This window comes from Streptomyces sp. NPDC029122, from assembly GCF_055569445.1.
The window spans coordinates 84992-102449 of sequence record NZ_JBVHWK010000023.1 but is presented as its reverse complement, the minus strand read 5'-3'; the positions used below and the strand labels follow the sequence as shown (position 1 = coordinate 102449).

The window sequence follows — 17458 nt, the reverse complement described above, 5'->3', positions numbered from 1 at the left end:
GTAGTTTTCGGTCGACCGGGGACCCGGAGGTCAGATGATGCCGAAAAGCATCCCCGCGCCCAGGACCACGAGGGAGGTGAGGGCCGCCCATTTCACCGTGAACCGGGTGTGGTCGCCGAACTCGACCCTGGCCATGCCGACGAGGACGTAGACGGCCGGAACCAGCGGACTGGACATGTGCAGCGCCTGGCCGACCAGGGAGGCGCGGGCGATCTCGAGCGGCGAGACCCCGTGGGCGGCGCCCGCCTCGGCCAGCACCGGCAGGACGCCGAAGTAGAAGCCGTCGTTCGACATGAAGTAGGTGAGGGGCAGGCTCAGCAGACCGGTGACCAGGGCCATGTGCGGGCCCATGCCCTCGGGGATGGCGCCGACGAGCCAGTCGGCCATGTGCTTGACCATGCCGGTTCCGGTGAGGACGCCGGTGAAGACGGCGGCGGCGAAGACCATGCCGGCGACGTTGAGGACGTTGTCCGCGTGGGCGGCGATCCGGGCCTTCTGGTCCGGCATGTGGGGGAAGTTCACCGTGAGGGCGAGGGCCGCGCCGAGCAGGAAGAGGACCGGGATGGGCAGCAGCTCCATGATCATCGCGGTGAGCAGGGCCACGGTGAGGCCGGCGTTGAACCAGTAGAGGCGGGGGCGCAGGGTCGGACGCTCGGGGTCCAGGCCCTGGAAGCCGTCGCCGTCGGGCAGGGCGGCGCCCGCTCCGGATCCCGCTCCGGATCCCGCTCCGGATCCCGCTCCGGATCCCGCGGCGGATCCCGCGGCGGGGCCCGCGGCGGCGGGCACCGGACCGGGTTCGGCGCCCGCCGCGGCGGAGGTACGGGGGCGCGCGCCGGAGGCCGGGGCGGAGCCGGCGCCGCGGGTGCCCGCGGCGGGCTCCCCGGCGCCGGGACCGGCCGTCACCAGGTCCTCCTCCAGGGCCTCCGCGCCCGGCATCACCAGGGTGCCGATCCGGCGGCGCTCCCTGACACCGAGGACGTAGGACAGGACGAAGACGAACAGCAGGCCGACGGCGAGCGCCGGGATCATCGGGACGAAGACGTCCGCCGCGTCGAGCTTGAGCGCGGTGGCCGCGCGGGCGGTGGGGCCGCCCCAGGGCAGGGTGTTCATCACGCCGTTCGCGGTCGCGGCGACGCCGGTCATGACGACCAGGCTCAGGCCGAGCCGCTTGTAGAGCGGGTACATGGCCGACACCGTGATCATGAAGGTGGTCGATCCGTCGCCGTCGAGGGAGACGATCGCGGCGAGTACGGCCGTTCCGACCACCACCCGCACGGGGTCGGCCTTGCAGAAGCGCAGGATGCCCCGGACGATCGGGTCGAAGAGGCCGACGTCGATCATCACGCCGAAGTAGACGATGGCGAACATCAGCATGGCGGCGGTGGGGGCGAGCTTGCCGACGCCGTCGATGACGTAGTCCCCCAGGTGCGCGCCCTTTCCGGCGAACACGCAGAAGAGCGCGGGGATGAGGACGAGCGCCGCGATGGGCGACATTTTCTTCAGCATGATCAGGACCAGGAAGGTCGCGATCATGGCGAAGCCGAGGAAGGTCAGCATGCAGGGAAGGTAGGTGCCGCCTCCTCGCGCCAACAAGACGTCCACGCGTGAGCAATACGAGCAAAACCCCAGCTCAGGGCAGGGGTGTCAGGGTGACCGGGAAGCCGTTGAGCACCGCGGTGCCCGACAGCGGGTCGAGGCGGGTGCCGTCGAGCAGCTGGTTCACGTTGACCCCCGGGTCGGTCCCGGCCACCGTGAGCCGGGTGCCCGGCCGGTCGTGGCCCCAGCCGTGCGGGAGGCTGACCACACCCGGGCGGACGGCGTCGGTGACCTCCACCGGCACTTCCAGGCCGCCTCCGTCCGCGGTGATCCGGGCCCGGCCGCCGTCGGCCAGGCCGAGCCGGTCCGCGTCCAGCGGATGGACGTGCAGGGTGCAGCGGTTGGAACCTCCGACCAGGGCCGGGACGTTGTGCAACCAGCTGTTGTTGGACCGCAGGTGGCGGCGGCCCACGAGCACCAGGGCGGCGGGGCGGGCGGCGAGCGCCTCGCGCAGCCTCGGGAGCTCGGCCGCGATCGGCTCCGGGAGCAGCTCGATCCTGCCGCTGCGGGTCCGGAGCAGGCCCGGGAGCCGGGGGCGCAGCGGGCCCAGGTCGATGCCGTGCGGGTGGGTCAGGAGCCGCTCCAGGGTGAGCCCGGCCGTCTCTTCGGGCGCGCCCGCACGGGCCCGCGTACCGTCGTCGGCGCCGCTGCCGCCCGGGCGGCCGGCGGCGCCGAACAGGTCGCCGTACGGGCCCAGCCGGAGCATCAGGTCGAGTCGGCGCTCCGGCCCGGTTTCGCCGGTGAGGAGACCGGCCAGGCGCTCCGGGTCCTCGCCGTACAGGGGGGAGCGTCGGTCGGCCGTCTCCTTGGCGAGGGCGCCCTGGATCGCCAGGTCGTCGACGGTGGACGGCTGGGCGGAGCCGTGCGTGCCCGAGACGGCCAGGACGAGGCGGGCGTGGATCTCGCACTCGTCGAGCCGGTCCGCTTCGAGGGGGACGGCGGGCCGGGTGTAGCGGACCTGGTTGCGGACGGCGAACCCGTTGAAGGCGAAGTCGTGGTGCGCGCTCTGCGAGGGCGGCGGCGGGGGCAGGACGACATCGGCGTGGCGCGAGGTCTCGTTGAGGTACGGGTCGACGCTGACCATGAAGTCGAGCCCGGCGAGGGCGGCGTCGAGCCGCCGGCCGTCGGGAGCGGACAGCACCGGATTGGCCGCGATCACGATCAGGGCGCGGATGCGTCCCTCCCCCGGGGTGTCGATCTCCTCGGCCAGGGCGGCGGTGGGCAGTTCGCTCTTGGCCTCGGGGTGCCCGCTGACCCGGCTGCGCCAGCGGCCGAGGGCGAACCCCCTGCCGGGCCCGGCGGGACGGGGCCGGGGACCGGCCGCCGGGAGCGGGAAGAGGGCTCCGCCCGGGCGGTCGAGGTTGCCGGTGAGGATGTTCAGTACGTCCACCAGCCAGCTGGCGAGCGTCCCGTATTCGGTGGTGCAGCTGCCGATCCGCCCGTAGACGGCGGCGGTCGGCGCGGCCGCCAGCTCCCGGGCGAGGGCGCGGATCGTGTCGGCCGGCAGGTCGCAGGCGGGGGCGACCGCCTCAGGAGTGAAACTCTCGAGGGCGTCGGTGAGTTCCCGTATCCCCTCGGTGTGTTCCGTCAGCGCTCCGGGGTCGGTGAGCTTCTCGGTGAGCAGGGTGTGGGCGAGCGCGGCGAGGAGCAGCGCGTCGCTGCCCGGGCGGGGTGCGAGGTGGCGGTCGGCGAGCCGGGCGGTGCGCGTCCGGCGCGGGTCGACGACGACGAGCGTGCCGCCGCGGGCCCGCAGCGCCTTGAGCCTGCCGGGGAAGTCGGGGGCGGTGCACAGGGAGCCGTTGGACTCGACCGGGTTGGCGCCGATCAGCAGGAGGAAGTCGGTGCGGTCGAGGTCGGGCACGGGGATGGCGAAGGGGTCCCCGAACAACAGCCCGCTGGAGACGTGCTTGGGCATCTGGTCGAGGGTGCTGGCGGTGAAGAGGTTGCGGGTGCCGACGGCGTTGACGAGGAGCGGCGGGTAGAGGGCGCCGGCCATGGTGTGGACGTTGGGGTTGCCGAGCACGATGCCGACGGCCTGGGCGCCGTGCTCGCGGACGAGGGCGGGGACGGCGGCGGCGACGGCCTCGTAGGCCTCCTCCCAGGTGGCCTCCCGGAGCTGGCCGTCGCGGCGGACGAGGGGGGTGCGCAGCCGGTCGGGGTCGGCGTCGAGGGCTCCGAAGGCGGCGCCCTTGGGGCAGATGAAGCCGCGGCTGAAGACGTCGTCGCGGTCACCGCGGGCCCCGGTGACGGTGGTGCCCTCGATGGTGAGGGTGAGGCCGCAGGTGGCTTCGCAGAGGGGGCAGATGCGCGGGGCGGTGCGGGGCATGGGCCCTCCTCGGGGCGGCAGGCTGCGGCGCGGGCGCGGGCCGGTGGCCGCCGTGCGGCACGGACGCGTGGAGCCGAGCGTGGAACGGGCGAGGGGAGTGACGCGGGGAGCGGTTCGCGCTGGGACGGCGGTGGGGCGGGCGGCGCACCGAGCATACCGACCGGTTGGCACGGTGGGGAGGGGGTCGAGGCCGCGCGTTCGCGCCCGCCGCGGAGCCCTGTTCCCCGGGGAGCCCGTACGCGGGGTGTCAGTCCAGGACCCGGGCCAGGTAGGCGTGCATCATGGCGCGGGTCTCGGCGACGATGCCGGCGTCCCCGGCCGGATCGACCCGGAAGGCCAGCTGGACCAGCGCGTCCGTCGCCTCGACGGCCACCAGGACCGCCCGGGACAGTTCCGGGCCGGGGGTGAGCCCGAGGTGGGCGCACAGGAGCCCGGTCAGGCGTGCGGCCACCAGGTCGTTGGGGTCGGAGGCGGGGCCTTCGGCGGGCGGGGCGGGCACCCCGAAGTCGACGAGGGCGAAGCCGGGGACGCTCCGCTTCATGGCGAGGTACTCGTCCAGCACGGCGTCCACGACGGGTCGCCAGTGGGTGGCCGGGAGCAGGGCGAGCCGCCGCTCGATGCCTTCGGCGTACTGCTCGAGGTTGCGCTGGGCCAGGGCGACGGCCATGGCCCTCTTGTTCCCGAAGAAGCGGTAGACCGAGCCGATGGGCACGCCGGCGCGCAGGGCGACGGCGCGGGTGCTGAGGTTCTCGTAGCCGGTCTCGTCGAGGAGTTCCGCGCAGGCGTCGAGGATCCGGGCGAGGCGGTCGGCGCTGCGCTGCTGGACCGGGGTCCTGCGCAGGGGGTGGGCGGGAGGCACGGGGTCCATCATGCCGCTCCTGGCTCGTGGGTCCAGCGGTACGGGCCCGCTCCTCAGTTCAGCAGGAGGGACAGCCCGCCGATCGTGTACGTGATCATCAGCGCGAGCAGCGGCAGTTGGCCCGCCACCGCCCTGTCCGGCGGGAAGAGGCGTACGGACCGGTCGTGGGCGGCGATCACACCGAGTACGTGGCCGACGACGACGGCGATCACCTGGAGGGCGGCGAGGCCGCCCGGACCCAAGGGGGGACTGGGATCGGGGGCGTTGTCAGTGCCCAGTGCCATGATTACTGTGCGTGGTCCTTCGGTGACGAGAAGGGAGAAGTAATGAGCGGTGAGATAGCCGAGGGCGATCGGCACGAGTGAGTGCGCGAAGGCGGTCAGCGGTCGCGGGTGAGGACCGCTGACGAGGCGGGTGGCCGCGGCGCACAGGCAGTACAGGGTGGCGACGAGGGCGATGGAGGCGAGCAGTCCGAGCGTGGCCGTGGGGGTGCGGCCGAGAGGGAAAGTCTGAAGGGCGTTGATCCAGGAGGGGTTGTCGGAGTAGCCGTCGTAGGCGGTGGAGCCGAGCAGGACGCAGACGGTGGCGACGAGTCCGGGCCGCTCGGGTGTCGCGTCGAGTCCGTGGAAGGGGTTGCGCAGGACCAGGCGGCCGTCGCTGCGGCGGCCGAGGGGAGAGAGCCGGGCCAGGAGGCCGGAGTAGACCTCGAAGGCGTCGGCCTCGGCGAACCAGCTCTCGCCGAAGCGGGCGGCGAGCAGCAGGTGGACGGCGGTGTAGGCGGTGAGGGCGCACAGGAGGGCGGTGGTGGACGCGGGATCGGGAGCGACGAGTTCGAGCCAGGTGAAGCCGAACAGTCCGGCGGCGGCCGGCCATTGGCCGACCCGGGGCGGCAGGGGGCGGCCGGCCCCGGGCGGCCGGCGCCGGGCCCGGGAGAGCAGGAGGTGCAGGGTGCGCAGCGGGTTGAGGAGGCGCCAGACGGGGCCGAGGAGAAGGGAGGCGGGCACGATCCCGACCCACAGCAGGACGTAGACGGCGCCGGGAGCGGGGTTGCGGCCGGGGTCGTCGGGACCGAGGAGGAGGTGGAGGAGTACGGCGAGGGCCGCGGCGATGCCGAGCCCGCGCAGGGCGGTGCGGGTGGCCGGCGCGTCGGCCACCCGCTGGAGCCCGGCGGGCAGGGCGAGGCCGGAGCGGTCGCCGCGGAAGCGGGAGGCGGACCACAGGAGGCCGAGTGCGAGGAAGGAGACGAAGAGCGCCGCGAAGGCTCCGGCGAAGGCGTAGAAGGGGGAGATCGGCAGATCGTGCTGGGATCCGATCCCGTGCGCGAGCAGGGCCGACGGGTCGGCCGGGTGAAGGACCACGCCCCGGCCCGGCCCGGGGCCCGGCTGTGCGGCGGGCCATCCGGCGGGTGCGGCGAGCCATTCCGGGGCGGTGCCGGGCCATTCCGGGGCTGCGGCGGGCCATCCGGCGGGTGCGGCGGCGCGGGCCGGGAGCCCGGCGGCGCGGAGGGCCGGTCCGGCTCCGGGGGTGGCCGCGCCGAGCGGGAACAGGACGGCCATGGGGCTCATCGGACGAGGAGCTGGGTCAGGACGAGCCGGGACTCGTGGGTCTCGACCTCGAAGAGGCCCGTGCGGTCGGCCGTCAGGACCAGGGTGGCCTCCTGGCCGGGGGGCAGGGCGAGTTCCTTGTCGTAGCCGTGGACGTGCAGGGTGTCGGCGCGGTCGCTGGTGACGCGCAGGGCGAGGCGCTCGCCTCGTTTCAGCTCGGTGCGGCCGGTGGCGGGTACCACCTTCCCGTCCCTGACGGCGAGGGTGACGGTCCGGTCGGCCGGTGGGGCCGACTGGGTCGCCGGTGCGCCGGCCGGCGGGGACGCGGGGTGGCTGTGGGCCCCCTGGCCCGGGGGGCCCGCGGTCAGCGTCACCGCCGCCTCGACCGGCTTGCCGGCCACGGCCCAGGCGGTGTGGTCGTCGGCGTACAGGCGGACGGTCAGGGTGTGCGCGCCCTCGGGCACCTGCGCCGCGGGCAGGTGGAACCAGGGGCCGTACACCCGGGCCAGCTTGCGGCCGTCGAGCTCCAGGTGGGCGTGGCCGGCGCCGGTGAGCGCGGCGCCGCCGACGCTGTCGGGGGTGAAGCGGAAGTGGGCGACGGCCAGTTGGAGGTTCCAGCCGTCCTCCGGGTCGGGGCGGGCCGTGAGCTTCACCTCGGGTGCGCCCTGGGCCGGGACCTCGCGCAGGCGGTGGCCGCCGCCGTCCTGGGCGTCGAGCAGGGTGCCGGCGCTGCCGGTGGCCTGTTCGTGGGTGGTGCCGGGTTTGTGGTGGGTGGTGGCCCTGCCTCCGCAGCCCGTCGCCGTACCGGCCGCGAGCAGCAGGAGCAGGGCCGCCAGCGCCGCCGTGCGGGCGGAGCGCCGGTGCGGGCGGGTGCGGGGGGCGGGCGTCGGGCAGGTGTCGCACCGGATGCGGGTCTGTGCGGTGACGGTCACTGCGGGCCTCCGGTCATGGGGCGGGCCGGCCTGGGCGGGAGCGGGGTGGCTATGCGGTGCCGCCGTCGGGGCGGGGGGAGGGGGCGGGGAGGTCGGCGGTGGTGCTCAGGGCCGGTGCGGGGCCCGCCGGGACCGGCGCACGGTCGCCTGCCGGGCCGTCACCGGGGCCGGCGGGACGGGCGGGTGCGGGCGGGCCCGGGCGGGCCGACGCGACGACCGCCCACAGCACCCACACCACCGCGATCAGGGCACGTACCCAGGCGGGGCTCAGCGGGATCCACGGGATCATGAGTACGGCCTTGTCGAAGGCGTCCAGCAGGGTCAGGGCGCCCAGGAGCAGGGTGAGGCGCGCCAGCCAGGGGCGATCGGCGCGCAGCGCCAGGCCCGCACCGGTCCACCACAGGCCGAGCAGGAGCAGGGCCAGGGCCGGGACGGGGGTGTCCATCAGGGGCATCGTGGAGCCGGCCACGTCCAGGGCCAGGCCGGCCAGCCCCAGCAGCGAGGCCACCGTGCCCGTCCGGGAGCCGCGCAGCCTGCGCCACCACAGGGTGCCGCCGACCAGCAGCAGCACCGCCGCCACCGCCACGGCGATCTGGGTCTCGACCCGTTCCAGGCCGCGGGCGCCGTACCAGTCGCAGCCCGCCGGGAGCTTGCGGGCCTGGACGTTGTAGTCGGCGCAGACCATCAGCTGGGTGAGCTTCACCGGTTCGCCCACCAGCCGGGCCGCGGATCCGCTGACCTGTCCGCGCTCCTTGCCGCACTGCGGGAGCGTGCCGGGCGTGGAGCCGTCCGGGCCGTCCTGCCAGCAGTTCCCCCGGCCCTGGCCGTCCCACCACACGTCGGTGCCGTTGGGACGGGAGGCCCCGGACCTGTCCTTGCCGAGGACGTTGCCCGCGTACCGGTTGTGGTGGGAGGTGTCGGTCTGCTTGGACCACCGCTCCTCGCCGCGGATGAAGGCCGGTACGGCGCTGAGGAAGAAGCCCGCGCGCCGGTGCCCGTACACCCAGTTGCCCTCGTAGAGGTTCCAGTTCCCCCCGGCGGTGATGATGCCGGTGCCGGGCGGCATGGAGATCTGCGGGCAGACCACGCCCTGCTCGTAGCCGCGTTCGGCGGGCGGTTTGGCGCAGGTGCCGTCGGCGACGTAGCGGTAGTAGTCGGCGTTGTTGTCGTGGATCAGGTTGCGTTCGAAGCGGGCGTGGTTCTGCGGGAGTCCGGGGTGTCCGGGGAAGGCGCTGTCCATCGAGGCGCCGCCCATGTTCTGGTCGAACTCGTTGTCGTGGACCCACACCGAGTCCCCGGCGGTGCCGGAGTAGCCGACCATGTTGTGGTGGCTGCGGCAGCCGGTGATCTCGATGGAGTAGCGGGGCACGTCGTAGCCGCGGCCGTCGTTGATGTCGGAGGCGCTGCCGGGATAGATGCCCGAGTCGCCGTTGCCGTAGGACTCGCAGTTCTTGTAGAGGCCGTGGTCGCTGGCGAAGGTCAGGAAGCCGTACTCGTCGTTCCAGCGGGTCAGGACGTCGTCGATGACGAAGCCGTCGCCGGCGAGTACGTACAGGGCGTTGAAGGTGGTGCGCTGCGCGGTGAAGTTGCGGAAGTAGATCCCGTTGGACCGGTCGGCGCGGATGGCGTTCAGCTTCTGGTACTTGGCGTCGATGACGACGTCCGTGCGGGTGGCGCCCGTGCCCTCGATCTGGAGGTTCGTCTTGCCGAGGATGGCGACGAGGTTCTGGTTGTGCCGGCACTTCTCCTGCTGCTCGTACGACAGGATCTGGTAGCCCAGGGAGGAGTTGGGGGCCTCGAGCTGTGCGCACTCCCCCGTCGGCCCGGGCAGTGACGGCTCCTCCTCGTAGAGGCCGGGCAGGATCGCGATGTTCATGCCCGGCCGGTCGACGGCGTCGACGGCCTCCTGGACGTGGCGGTAGCCGCTCTTCTCGCAGCGCTCGTAGAGGTCGAGGTTGCGCTGCCGGAGCTCCTGCGGGAAGCCGGCTATGCGGCGTTCGAAGGCGGGCCGCCCGGTCTTGCAGACCAGCAGGTCGGGCTCGGCCGCGCGGTACGCGGGGACGGATCCGGTGCCGTCGGGAAAGGCGACGGGGCGCTCCTCGTGCGCGCGGGCGGCGGGCGCGGCGGCGAGGAGTGACAGGAGGGCGAGGAGGGCGGCGAGGAGCGCCGCCGGCACGGCAGGGAACCTGCGGGTCCACGACATGCGCGAGAGAGTAGAGCAATGTTCATCTTTTGGGATCCCCCCGCGCACGATCCCGTGGCGCCGGTCCCGCGCACCCCCGCCGGACGGGATTCCGGCCGGTGGCGGCAAGACGGCGTTGACGTGGGGCGCCGCGAATCCTACTGTCGGCCATAGGATTCCTTCGACGGAGCGGGAGCAGCCCATGAGTGAGCAGGCCAGGAAGACGGCGGAGGCGCTGGAGTACCTCACCGGCTTCGGCAACGAGCACAGCTCGGAGGCCGTGCCCGGCGCACTCCCGCTCGGCCGGAACTCCCCCCAGCGCGCCGCCCTCGGCCTCTACGCCGAGCAGCTCAGCGGCAGCGCCTTCACGGAGCCGCGCCGCCGCAACCGCCGGTCGTGGCTCTACCGGATCCGCCCCTCCGCCGCGCACCCGGCGTTCACCCGCGTGGACAACGGCGCCCTGCGCACCGCGCCCTTCACCGACGCCGTCCCGGACCCCAACCGGCTGCGCTGGAACCCGCTCCCCGACCCGGCCCCCGGCACCGACTTCCTGGCCGGCCTGTGGACCCTGGGCGGCAACGGCGACGCCACCCAGCGCACCGGCATGGCCGTCCACCTGTACTCCGCCAACGCCTCCATGACCGACCGGGTCTTCAGCGACTCGGACGGCGAGCTGCTGATCGTCCCCGAGCGCGGCGGCCTGCTGCTGCGCACCGAGTTCGGCCTGCTGAGCGCCGGCCCCGGCGAGGTGGCGCTGATCCCGCGCGGCGTCCGCTTCCGCGTCGAGCTGCTGGACGGCGACGCCCGCGGCTACGTGTGCGAGAACTACGGGCAGCCCTTCGAGCTGCCGGACCTGGGGCCGATCGGCGCCAACGGCCTGGCCGCCGCCCGGGACTTCCGCGCCCCGGTCGCCGCGTACGAGGACAGCGAGCGCCCCACCGAGGTCGTCAACAAGTTCTGCGGCAACCTCTGGGCGGCGACGTACGACCACTCCCCGCTCGACGTGGTGGCCTGGCACGGCACGCACGTCCCGTACGTCTACGACCTGCGCCGCTTCAACGTGATCGGGTCCATCAGCTACGACCACCCCGACCCGTCGATCTTCACCGTGCTGACCTCGCCCTCGGACACGCCGGGCCTGGCGGGCGTGGACTTCGTGGTGTTCGCCCCGCGCTGGCTGGTCGGCGAGGACACCTTCCGCCCGCCGTACTTCCACCGCAACGTGATGAGCGAGTACATGGGGCTGATCGAGGGCGCCTACGACGCCAAGGCCGAAGGGTTCGTGCCGGGCGGCGGCTCGCTGCACAACATGATGTCCGCGCACGGCCCGGACCGGGAGACCTTCGACAAGGCCAGCGCCGCCGAGCTGAAGCCGCAGAAGATCGACGACGGCCTGGCCTTCATGTTCGAGACCCGCTGGCCGATCACCGCCACCCCGCAGGCGGCGGGGGCGGAGCACCTCCAGCGCGGATACGACGGCGTATGGGAGGGTCTCCAGCGGCACTTCCGTGCCTAACATGCACCTGCCCCGCCCTCCGCACCGCCCCGGCGGCCGAGGGCAGCCAGCCCCTACGGAGAACCACCCGTGACCGCCTTCGCCCCCGACTCCCTGGTGCTGAACCGGAAGCTGCCGCTCTGGTACCAGGTGTCCCAGTCCCTGCGCGCGTCGATACTGGGGCGCACGCCGGACGCCTCGCTGCGGCTGCCGACCGAGGAGCGGCTCGCCGAGCACTACGGGGTGAGCGTGCTGACCATGCGCCAGGCGCTCAAGGAGCTGGAGGGCGAGGGCCTCATCAGCCGGCACCGGCGGCGCGGCACCTTCATCGAGCCCGGTGCGATGCGCGGCGCCCCGGTGCGGCTGCTCGGCTCGGTGGACGCGATCGTGGCCCAGCAGTCGGGGGGCCGGACGACGGTGCTCGGCCATGAGCGCACGCCGGTGTCGGGGGAGCTGCTGGAGCACTTCCCGGACACGCCGGAGGTGGTCACGTACCGCAGGCTCCGGCGCGACGGCGAGAGCGGGGAGCCCACGAACTGGGTGGAGAACGCGGTGCGCCCCGAGCTGGCCGGGGCCGTGGACCTGGCCGACCTGGAGCGCTGGCCGATGACCAAGGTGCTGCGCGACGTGGTCGGCGTACGGATCAGCCGGATCACGGACACCGTCGAGGCGCGGCTCGCCGACCCGGTCACGGCCGAGCTGCTGGAGGTCCCGCTGCTGAGCCCGATCCTGCACTGCACGGGCGTGAGCTACGACGAGGACGGGCGCGTCGTCGACGTGGCCCGGATCCGGTACCGGGGCGACCGGTTCTCCTTCACGGTGACGGTCGAGGCGCCCTGACGGACGACGTGCCGACCCCGCCGGCCCCGGGATTCCGGGCCCGGCGCCCCCGGAGCCGGCGGCGCGGCACGGCCGTCACTTGTCGTCCTGCTCGTCCGCGGTGCGCTCGCCCTCCGCCTGGGAGGGCGTGGTGCGCGTCGTCTGCGGGTGCCGCTGGGTCTTCTCCCGCTCGTCCATGTCCTCGTCGAGCCGCTCGCCCTCGGCCTGCGAGGGCGTCGAGTACTCGTCGTACGTGCTCATGGCCGACTCCTCCGTGCCGCCGCGCCCACGGCCCGTGCCGTGCCCGAGCCGCGAAGTGCGAGCCGCATATCACATACGTGGGCGGATGCGTACACAAGGAGCGTAACGCTTCGGCCGGGACAGGGCCCGGCCCCGGCGGCCCGTCGCTACCATCTGCCGGGTGAGCGCTGACGTACCGCTGCTGGACGATCTGATGCCCTGGGCCGTGGGGAGCCTGCGCCTGGGCCGGGACTGGGTGGCGGCACCCGATCCCGGCACGCTCCGCGCCCGCTGGACGGCGCTGACCGGCGCCGAGGGGGTGGAGCGGGAGCGGCTCTTCCGCCCGAGCCGGACCCGTACGCCGTCCGCCGGGGCGGCCGCCCTGCCCGGGCAGCGCTCGGCCACCGCCCGCTTCGCCGAGGCGCCCGGCCCCTTCCCCGATCCGGTACGGGTGCTCCGCGCGCCCTTCGACGAGCAGTGGCTGCTGCCCGACCAGCGGCTCATCGACTCCGCGCGCCCCGAGCTGTGGCGGGTCCGGGACGCCCGGCAGGTGTTCCTGCTGGAGGCCCCCGGCCTGCTGGCCACCGCGCACCTCCCGGCGGGCCGGCTCGGCCGGATCCGCCCGCTGCACCGGCGCCCCGGCGGGGCCGAGCCGAACCTCGCGCCGGGTCTGCTGCCCCTGCTGGGCGGGCGCCTCGGCGGCCGGGTCACGGCGGAGGACGTGCTGTGCTGGATCCTGGCCGCGGGCCGGCCGGGCCCCCGGGGGTACGAGGTCCCGCTCGCGGCCGACCCGGAGCACTGGCGGGCCGGCCTGGAGCTGGGCCGGCGGCTGCTGTCCGTCCAGCTGCGCGGGGCGCGCGGCGGAGAGGCGCCCCGGCTGCCCGGCGGGCGGCGGCCCTACGTCCGGGCGGCGGTCACGGGCTGGCCGGCGGGGCTCGGCCACGACCCGGAGACCGAGGCGCTGACGCTCGGGGACGGGGCCGTCTCCCCCGTCCCGGCGGGGGCCTGGGAGTACGAGGTCCAGGGCGTCCGGGTGCTCGAGGCGTGGTTCGCCGCCCGCTGCGCGCACCGGGATCCGCAGGCGCGGGGGCTGGAGGGGCTGGGGCCGGCCGAGTGGCCGCGGGCCTGGACCTCGGAGCTGCTCGCCCTGGTGACGACCCTGGCGCTGCTGGCCGGTCTGGCGCCGGAGCGGGAGGCGTTCACGCCCGGGCCGCTGCTGCCGGCCGCGGAGCTGGAGGCCGCCGGGGTGCTGCCGCCGCCGCACTGGGCCCGGCGGCCGGCTTCGGTGCTGGACCACCAGGAGGAGGGGCCGGGCGGGCAGTTCGCGCTGCTGTGACCGGGCGGGGCCGGGCGTCCGGTCAGCCGGGGCCGACCTACGTCCGCTCAGCCCCGGCCAGACGGGCGTCTCCGGCCGGGCCGGGCCGGCGTCCGGGCATCCGGGCCGGACCGGCATCCGGTCAGCCGGTGCTGGTTCGACGCCCGGGCAGCCCGGGCAGCCCGGCCCCGGCGACCCGGGCACCCCGGTCCGCCCCGGCCATCAGGGCGTGTCCCACGCCGTCAGCAGCCGGGACACCATGCGGTCGAACACCTCCGCCATGTCCGTCCCGGCGGCGGTCACCGGCGGGCCCTCGGCGACGGCCGCCGCGAGCCGGGGGTACTCCCCCGTCGCCAGCCGCGAGCCGAGCCAGGCCGCGCGTACGCCCGCCTCGGCGGCCTCGCTCCAGGGCAGCGAGCGGGCCCGTTCGGCCAGGGCCAGCTCCCCCGCCACGAAGGTGGCCACGGTGCCGTTGATGGCCGCGATCAGCTCGAGCTTCTCGCTTCCGGGCGCCTCCAGCGGCCCCAGGCAGGCCAGGCTGTGCTCCAGGTACCGCAGGGCGTTGGGGCTGAATCCGTAGACCGGGCTCAGCAGCCGGGGCAGCCAGGGGTGGCGGTGCATCACGCCCCGGGTCTGGCGGGCCAGGGCGAGCAGGTCGGTCCGCCAGTCACCGCTCGGCGGGGTGAGGTCGTACTCCCCGCCGACCGCGTCGACCATCAGCTCGTACAGGTCCTCCTTGCGGGGGACGTAGTTGTACAGGGACATCGTCCCGGCGCCGATCCCGGCCGCCACGCGCCGCATGGAAACGGCCTCGATCCCCTCCGCGTCGGCGATCCGCACGGCTTCGGCCGCGATCGAGTCGCGGCTGTGCGCGGGCCGGGGTCCGCGGCCGGCCCGTTGCGGGCGGGCCCAGATCACTTCGGGTTCAGCGGGGCTCCGGCCGGCTGTCATCGGTCACATCACCTCGTCGTCGTCTCGGCCCCCATCTTAGTTACGTACGGCGTACGTAGTGCGGTAGGGTGCGCCGTATGACAACTACGTACGCTGTACTGAGTGAGGGTCTGGAGAAGCACTACGGCGAAGTGCGCGCCCTGCGCGGTCTGGATCTGGCCGTGCCGGAGGGCACCGTCTGCGGAGTGCTGGGCCCCAACGGCGCGGGCAAGACCACCGCCGTGCGGATCCTCACCACCCTCACCGCGCCCACCGCCGGCCGCGCCCTGGTGGCGGGCCACGACGTCGCCGCCGACCCGGCCGCCGTACGCCGCGCCATCGGGGCCACCGGCCAGTACGCCTCGGTCGACGGGGACCTGACCGGCCGTGAGAACCTTCGGCTCTTCGCCCGCCTCGCCGGACTGCGGGGGCGGGCCGCGCGGGCCCGCGCCGACGAGCTGCTGGAGCGCTTCGCCCTGGGCGAGGCCGCCGACCGGGTGGCCTCGACCTGGTCGGGCGGCATGAGGCGGCGCCTGGACCTGGCCGCCGGACTGGTCACCCGCCCCCGGGTGCTGTTCCTCGACGAGCCCACCACCGGCCTGGACCCGGCCGCCCGCGAACAGATCTGGACGGCGGTACGCGACCTCGCCGACGGCGGCACCACCGTGCTGCTGACCACCCAGTACCTGGAGGAGGCCGACCGGCTCGCCGACGGCATCGTGGTCGTGGACCGGGGCCGCGCCGTCGCCACCGGCACCCCGGCCGCCCTCAAGGCCCGGATCGGCGCCTACGCCGAGGTCACCGTCGCCGCCCCTCCCGCCCTCGCGGGCGCGGCCGTGGTCCTCGACCAGCTCACCGGCGGCCGGCCCGCACTGGACGGGGAACGCCTCACCGTCGGCGTGACCGTGCTGGACGGCGGGCTCACCCTGCCCCGGATCATCCGGGAGCTCGACGCCGCCGGGATCCCGGTGACCGACGCGAGCCTGCGCCCGCCCACCCTCGACGAGGTGTTCCTGCGCCTCACCCGGACACCCCCCGCCCCCGCGGACGACAAGGAGCGCGCGGCATGACCACCCTGCTCTCGGACGGCGGCGCCGTCCTCACCCGCCAGCTCCAGAAGGCCCGGCACGCCCCGGCCCTGCTGATCCTGACCCAGACCATGCCGATCATGATGCTGCTCTTCTTCGGCTACGTGTTCGGCAGCGCGCTCGCCCTGCCCGGCGCGGACTACCGGGAGTTCCTGGTACCCGGGATGCTCGCCGCGACCGCCGCGAACGGCCTGATGACCGGCATGTTCACCGCCGCGCAGGACGCCCACCGGGGGGTCATGGACCGCTTCCGGACACTGCCGATGAGCCGGACCGCGGTCCCGCTGGGGCAGACCGCCGCCGACCTGCTGACCACGGCGGTGTCGATGGTGCCGCTGATGCTGGTGGGGCTGGCCATGGGCTGGCGGGTGGAGACGGGGCTGCCGGGCGCGCTGGGGGCGCTCGGGGTGCTGCTGCTGTTCCGCTTCGCCACCGCCTGGGTGGGCACGTACCTCGGGCTGGCGAGCCGCAGCGAGGAGGCCGCGGGCCAGCTGGGCAGCGCCACGTTCGTCCTGCCGATGCTGTCCAGCGCCTACCTGCCGACCGGCGGACTGCCCGGCTGGCTGCGGGCGGTCGCGGAATGGAACCCGATCAGTGCCGTCGCCACCGCCGTGCGGGAGCTGTGCGGGAACACGGGCGGCGCGGCCGCCGCACCCGACGCGGCCTGGCCGACCGCGCATCCGGTGGCGGCCGCGGTGCTGTGGTCGCTGCTGCTGCTGGTCCTATTCGTACCGCCGGCCACGCGCCGGTTCGCGCGCGGCCGCGACTGAGGGCCGGTCGGGCCGGGTTCCGGGGGAGGGCGCTACGGGGCGGTGCGGCGACAGCCGCCCCGGGCATTGCACACAACCCGGGCATCGCGCCGGACTCGCGGTCGGGGCACGGTGACAGACCCGGCTTCCACCCGGTAGGCAGACCCCATGGCTACCGAACCCCTCCCCCTCGCGGGCATCACCGTCGTCGCCGTCGAACAGGCCGTCTCGGCCCCCTTCGCCACCCGCCAGCTCGCCGACCTCGGAGCCCGGGTGATCAAGGTCGAGCGGCCCGACGGCGGTGACTTCGCCCGCGCCTACGACACCGCCGCGCAGGGCCTGGCCTCCCACTTCGTATGGGCCAACCGCGGCAAGGAGTCCCTCACGCTGGACCTCAAGGACCCGCGGGGGCTGGAGGTGCTGCACGGCCTGCTCGGCGGCGCGGACGTGTTCGTCCAGAACCTCGCCCACGGGGCCGCCGCCCGGCTCGGGATCGACGCGGCCGCGCTGTGCGCCCGCTACCCGCGCCTGGTCGCCGTGGACATCTCCGGCTACGGCGCGGAGGGCCCGTACGCCCACAAGCGCGCCTACGACATGCTGGTGCAGTGCGAGGCCGGGCTGGTCTCGGTGACCGGCACCCCGGGGCAGCCGGTGAAGGCGGGGATCCCGGCGGCCGACATCGCGGCCGCCATGTACGCCTTCTCGGGGGTGCTCGCCGCCCTGCTGCGCCGTGGGACCACCGGGCGCGGCGGACCCGTGGAGGTGTCGATGCTGGACGCGCTCGCGGAGTGGATGGGACATCCGCTGCACCACACGATGCACGGCGGGGAGCAGCCCGTACGGACCGGCCTCGCGCACGCGGTGATCGCACCGTACGACGCCTACGCGACGGCCGACGGGGACCGGGTGCTGCTGTCCGTGCAGAACGACCGGGAGTGGCGGCGCCTCGCCGTCCAGGTACTGGACCGGCCGGACCTGGCCGAGGATCCGGCGTACGCGACGAACGCGGCCCGCACCCGGGGGCGGGAGAAGACGGACGCGGTGGTGGCCGGGGCGCTCGGCGCGCTCGGGGCGGACGAGGCAGTCGCACGGCTGGAGGCCGCCGGGATCGCCTGCGCGCGGCTCAACTCGGTGGAGCGGCTCGCCGCGCACCCTCAGCTCGCGGCACGCGACCGCTGGCGGGAGGTGGGTTCGCCGACGGGCCCGCTGCGGGCACTGCTGCCGCCGATCGGGCTGCCGGGTGGTGCGGAACCGCGGATGGGGGCGGTTCCCGCGCTCGGCGAACACACCGACGCCCTGCTGCGCGCCCTGGGGATGACGGACGCGCAGATCACGGCACTGCGCCGGGACGGTGTGATCGCCTGAGGCCGGGGTGGCGCCGGG

General features: G+C 74.7%; 14 protein-coding genes. 6 read left to right on the top strand and 8 right to left on the bottom strand.

From position 1 onward, the window contains the following. Positions 1-30: 30 nt before the first annotated feature. The 6 genes from ACZ4WZ_RS24680 to ACZ4WZ_RS24655 all read right to left on the bottom strand — a co-directional run bounded on the left by ACZ4WZ_RS24680 (position 31) and on the right by ACZ4WZ_RS24655 (position 9460). Positions 31-1557, bottom strand: a complete 1527-nt coding sequence (locus tag ACZ4WZ_RS24680) for a CitMHS family transporter (RefSeq protein ID WP_467893479.1) — start codon at positions 1555-1557, stop codon at positions 31-33. 73 nt (positions 1558-1630) lie between these two features. Then, a complete protein-coding gene (locus tag ACZ4WZ_RS24675; RefSeq protein WP_467893477.1) occupies positions 1631-3922 on the bottom strand; it encodes a molybdopterin oxidoreductase family protein in 2292 nt (763 codons plus the stop codon). Positions 3923-4169: 247 nt separating this feature from the next. Beyond that, positions 4170-4790, bottom strand: coding sequence for a TetR/AcrR family transcriptional regulator (locus tag ACZ4WZ_RS24670; protein WP_467893475.1), 621 nt, complete (start codon positions 4788-4790; stop codon positions 4170-4172). 44 nt (positions 4791-4834) lie between these two features. Beyond that, positions 4835-6337: a hypothetical protein gene (locus ACZ4WZ_RS24665; RefSeq protein ID WP_467893473.1), complete on the bottom strand. Its 1503-nt coding sequence runs from the start codon at positions 6335-6337 to the stop codon at positions 4835-4837. A gap of 5 nt (positions 6338-6342) precedes the next feature. Further along, on the bottom strand, positions 6343-7161 hold the full coding sequence (locus ACZ4WZ_RS24660; RefSeq protein WP_467893531.1) for a cupredoxin domain-containing protein: 819 nt from the start codon (positions 7159-7161) through the stop codon (positions 6343-6345). Between the two features lie 145 nt (positions 7162-7306). Beyond that, a complete protein-coding gene (locus ACZ4WZ_RS24655) occupies positions 7307-9460 on the bottom strand; it encodes a right-handed parallel beta-helix repeat-containing protein (RefSeq protein ID WP_467893471.1) in 2154 nt (717 codons plus the stop codon). A gap of 181 nt (positions 9461-9641) precedes the next feature. Here ACZ4WZ_RS24655 and hmgA point away from each other — a divergent pair, with 181 nt between their 5' ends. Both hmgA and ACZ4WZ_RS24645 read left to right on the top strand, forming a co-directional pair. Beyond that, complete coding sequence (hmgA, locus tag ACZ4WZ_RS24650; RefSeq protein WP_467893469.1) at positions 9642-10955, top strand: homogentisate 1,2-dioxygenase; 1314 nt, start codon at positions 9642-9644, stop codon at positions 10953-10955. A gap of 69 nt (positions 10956-11024) precedes the next feature. Further along, positions 11025-11774 carry a GntR family transcriptional regulator gene (locus tag ACZ4WZ_RS24645; protein WP_467893468.1) on the top strand — a complete coding sequence of 250 codons (750 nt, stop codon included), beginning with the start codon at positions 11025-11027 and terminating at the stop codon, positions 11772-11774. 75 nt (positions 11775-11849) lie between these two features. Here ACZ4WZ_RS24645 and ACZ4WZ_RS24640 read toward each other — a convergent pair whose 3' ends face one another. Continuing rightward, entirely contained in the window at positions 11850-12014 is a 165-nt protein-coding gene (locus ACZ4WZ_RS24640; RefSeq protein ID WP_467893467.1) for a hypothetical protein, read from the bottom strand. A 193-nt stretch (positions 12015-12207) separates the two neighbouring features. On the opposite strand from ACZ4WZ_RS24640, the gene ACZ4WZ_RS24635 reads away from it, so the two are divergent. Next, positions 12208-13329 carry a type ISP restriction/modification enzyme gene (locus tag ACZ4WZ_RS24635; protein WP_467893530.1) on the top strand — a complete coding sequence of 374 codons (1122 nt, stop codon included), beginning with the start codon at positions 12208-12210 and terminating at the stop codon, positions 13327-13329. Between the two features lie 201 nt (positions 13330-13530). Here ACZ4WZ_RS24635 and ACZ4WZ_RS24630 read toward each other — a convergent pair whose 3' ends face one another. Further along, positions 13531-14259 carry a TetR/AcrR family transcriptional regulator gene (locus tag ACZ4WZ_RS24630; protein WP_467893465.1) on the bottom strand — a complete coding sequence of 243 codons (729 nt, stop codon included), beginning with the start codon at positions 14257-14259 and terminating at the stop codon, positions 13531-13533. A 77-nt stretch (positions 14260-14336) separates the two neighbouring features. Between ACZ4WZ_RS24630 and ACZ4WZ_RS24625 the strand changes: the two genes are divergently transcribed. The 3 genes from ACZ4WZ_RS24625 (at position 14337) to ACZ4WZ_RS24615 (ending at position 17440) form a co-directional block, all read left to right on the top strand. Then, positions 14337-15308 carry an ATP-binding cassette domain-containing protein gene (locus tag ACZ4WZ_RS24625; protein WP_467893463.1) on the top strand — a complete coding sequence of 324 codons (972 nt, stop codon included), beginning with the start codon at positions 14337-14339 and terminating at the stop codon, positions 15306-15308. Next, positions 15305-16096 (top strand): ABC transporter permease, encoded by a 792-nt coding sequence (locus ACZ4WZ_RS24620; RefSeq protein WP_467893461.1) that lies wholly within the window; start codon positions 15305-15307, stop codon positions 16094-16096. Before ACZ4WZ_RS24625 ends, ACZ4WZ_RS24620 begins: the two co-directional genes overlap by 4 nt. Positions 16097-16243: 147 nt before the next feature. Then, positions 16244-17440: a CaiB/BaiF CoA transferase family protein gene (locus tag ACZ4WZ_RS24615; RefSeq protein WP_467893460.1), complete on the top strand. Its 1197-nt coding sequence runs from the start codon at positions 16244-16246 to the stop codon at positions 17438-17440. Positions 17441-17458 lie beyond the last annotated feature (18 nt).

Excerpts from the sequence above, each read along its gene's own strand:
- ACZ4WZ_RS24680 (WP_467893479.1), bottom strand. The coding sequence starts at position 1,557 with ATGCTGACCTTCCTCGGCTTCGCCATGATCGCGACCTTCCTGGTCCTG.
- ACZ4WZ_RS24675 (WP_467893477.1), bottom strand. The coding sequence starts at position 3,922 with ATGCCCCGCACCGCCCCGCGCATCTGCCCCCTCTGCGAAGCCACCTGC.
- ACZ4WZ_RS24670 (WP_467893475.1), bottom strand. The coding sequence starts at position 4,790 with ATGGACCCCGTGCCTCCCGCCCACCCCCTGCGCAGGACCCCGGTCCAG.
- ACZ4WZ_RS24665 (WP_467893473.1), bottom strand. The coding sequence starts at position 6,337 with ATGGCCGTCCTGTTCCCGCTCGGCGCGGCCACCCCCGGAGCCGGACCG.
- ACZ4WZ_RS24655 (WP_467893471.1), bottom strand. The coding sequence starts at position 9,460 with ATGTCGTGGACCCGCAGGTTCCCTGCCGTGCCGGCGGCGCTCCTCGCC.
- hmgA (WP_467893469.1), top strand. The coding sequence starts at position 9,642 with ATGAGTGAGCAGGCCAGGAAGACGGCGGAGGCGCTGGAGTACCTCACC.
- ACZ4WZ_RS24640 (WP_467893467.1), bottom strand. The coding sequence starts at position 12,014 with ATGAGCACGTACGACGAGTACTCGACGCCCTCGCAGGCCGAGGGCGAG.
- ACZ4WZ_RS24635 (WP_467893530.1), top strand. The coding sequence starts at position 12,208 with ATGCCCTGGGCCGTGGGGAGCCTGCGCCTGGGCCGGGACTGGGTGGCG.
- ACZ4WZ_RS24630 (WP_467893465.1), bottom strand. The coding sequence starts at position 14,259 with ATGACAGCCGGCCGGAGCCCCGCTGAACCCGAAGTGATCTGGGCCCGC.
- ACZ4WZ_RS24625 (WP_467893463.1), top strand. The coding sequence starts at position 14,337 with ATGACAACTACGTACGCTGTACTGAGTGAGGGTCTGGAGAAGCACTAC.
- ACZ4WZ_RS24620 (WP_467893461.1), top strand. The coding sequence starts at position 15,305 with ATGACCACCCTGCTCTCGGACGGCGGCGCCGTCCTCACCCGCCAGCTC.
- ACZ4WZ_RS24615 (WP_467893460.1), top strand. The coding sequence starts at position 16,244 with ATGGCTACCGAACCCCTCCCCCTCGCGGGCATCACCGTCGTCGCCGTC.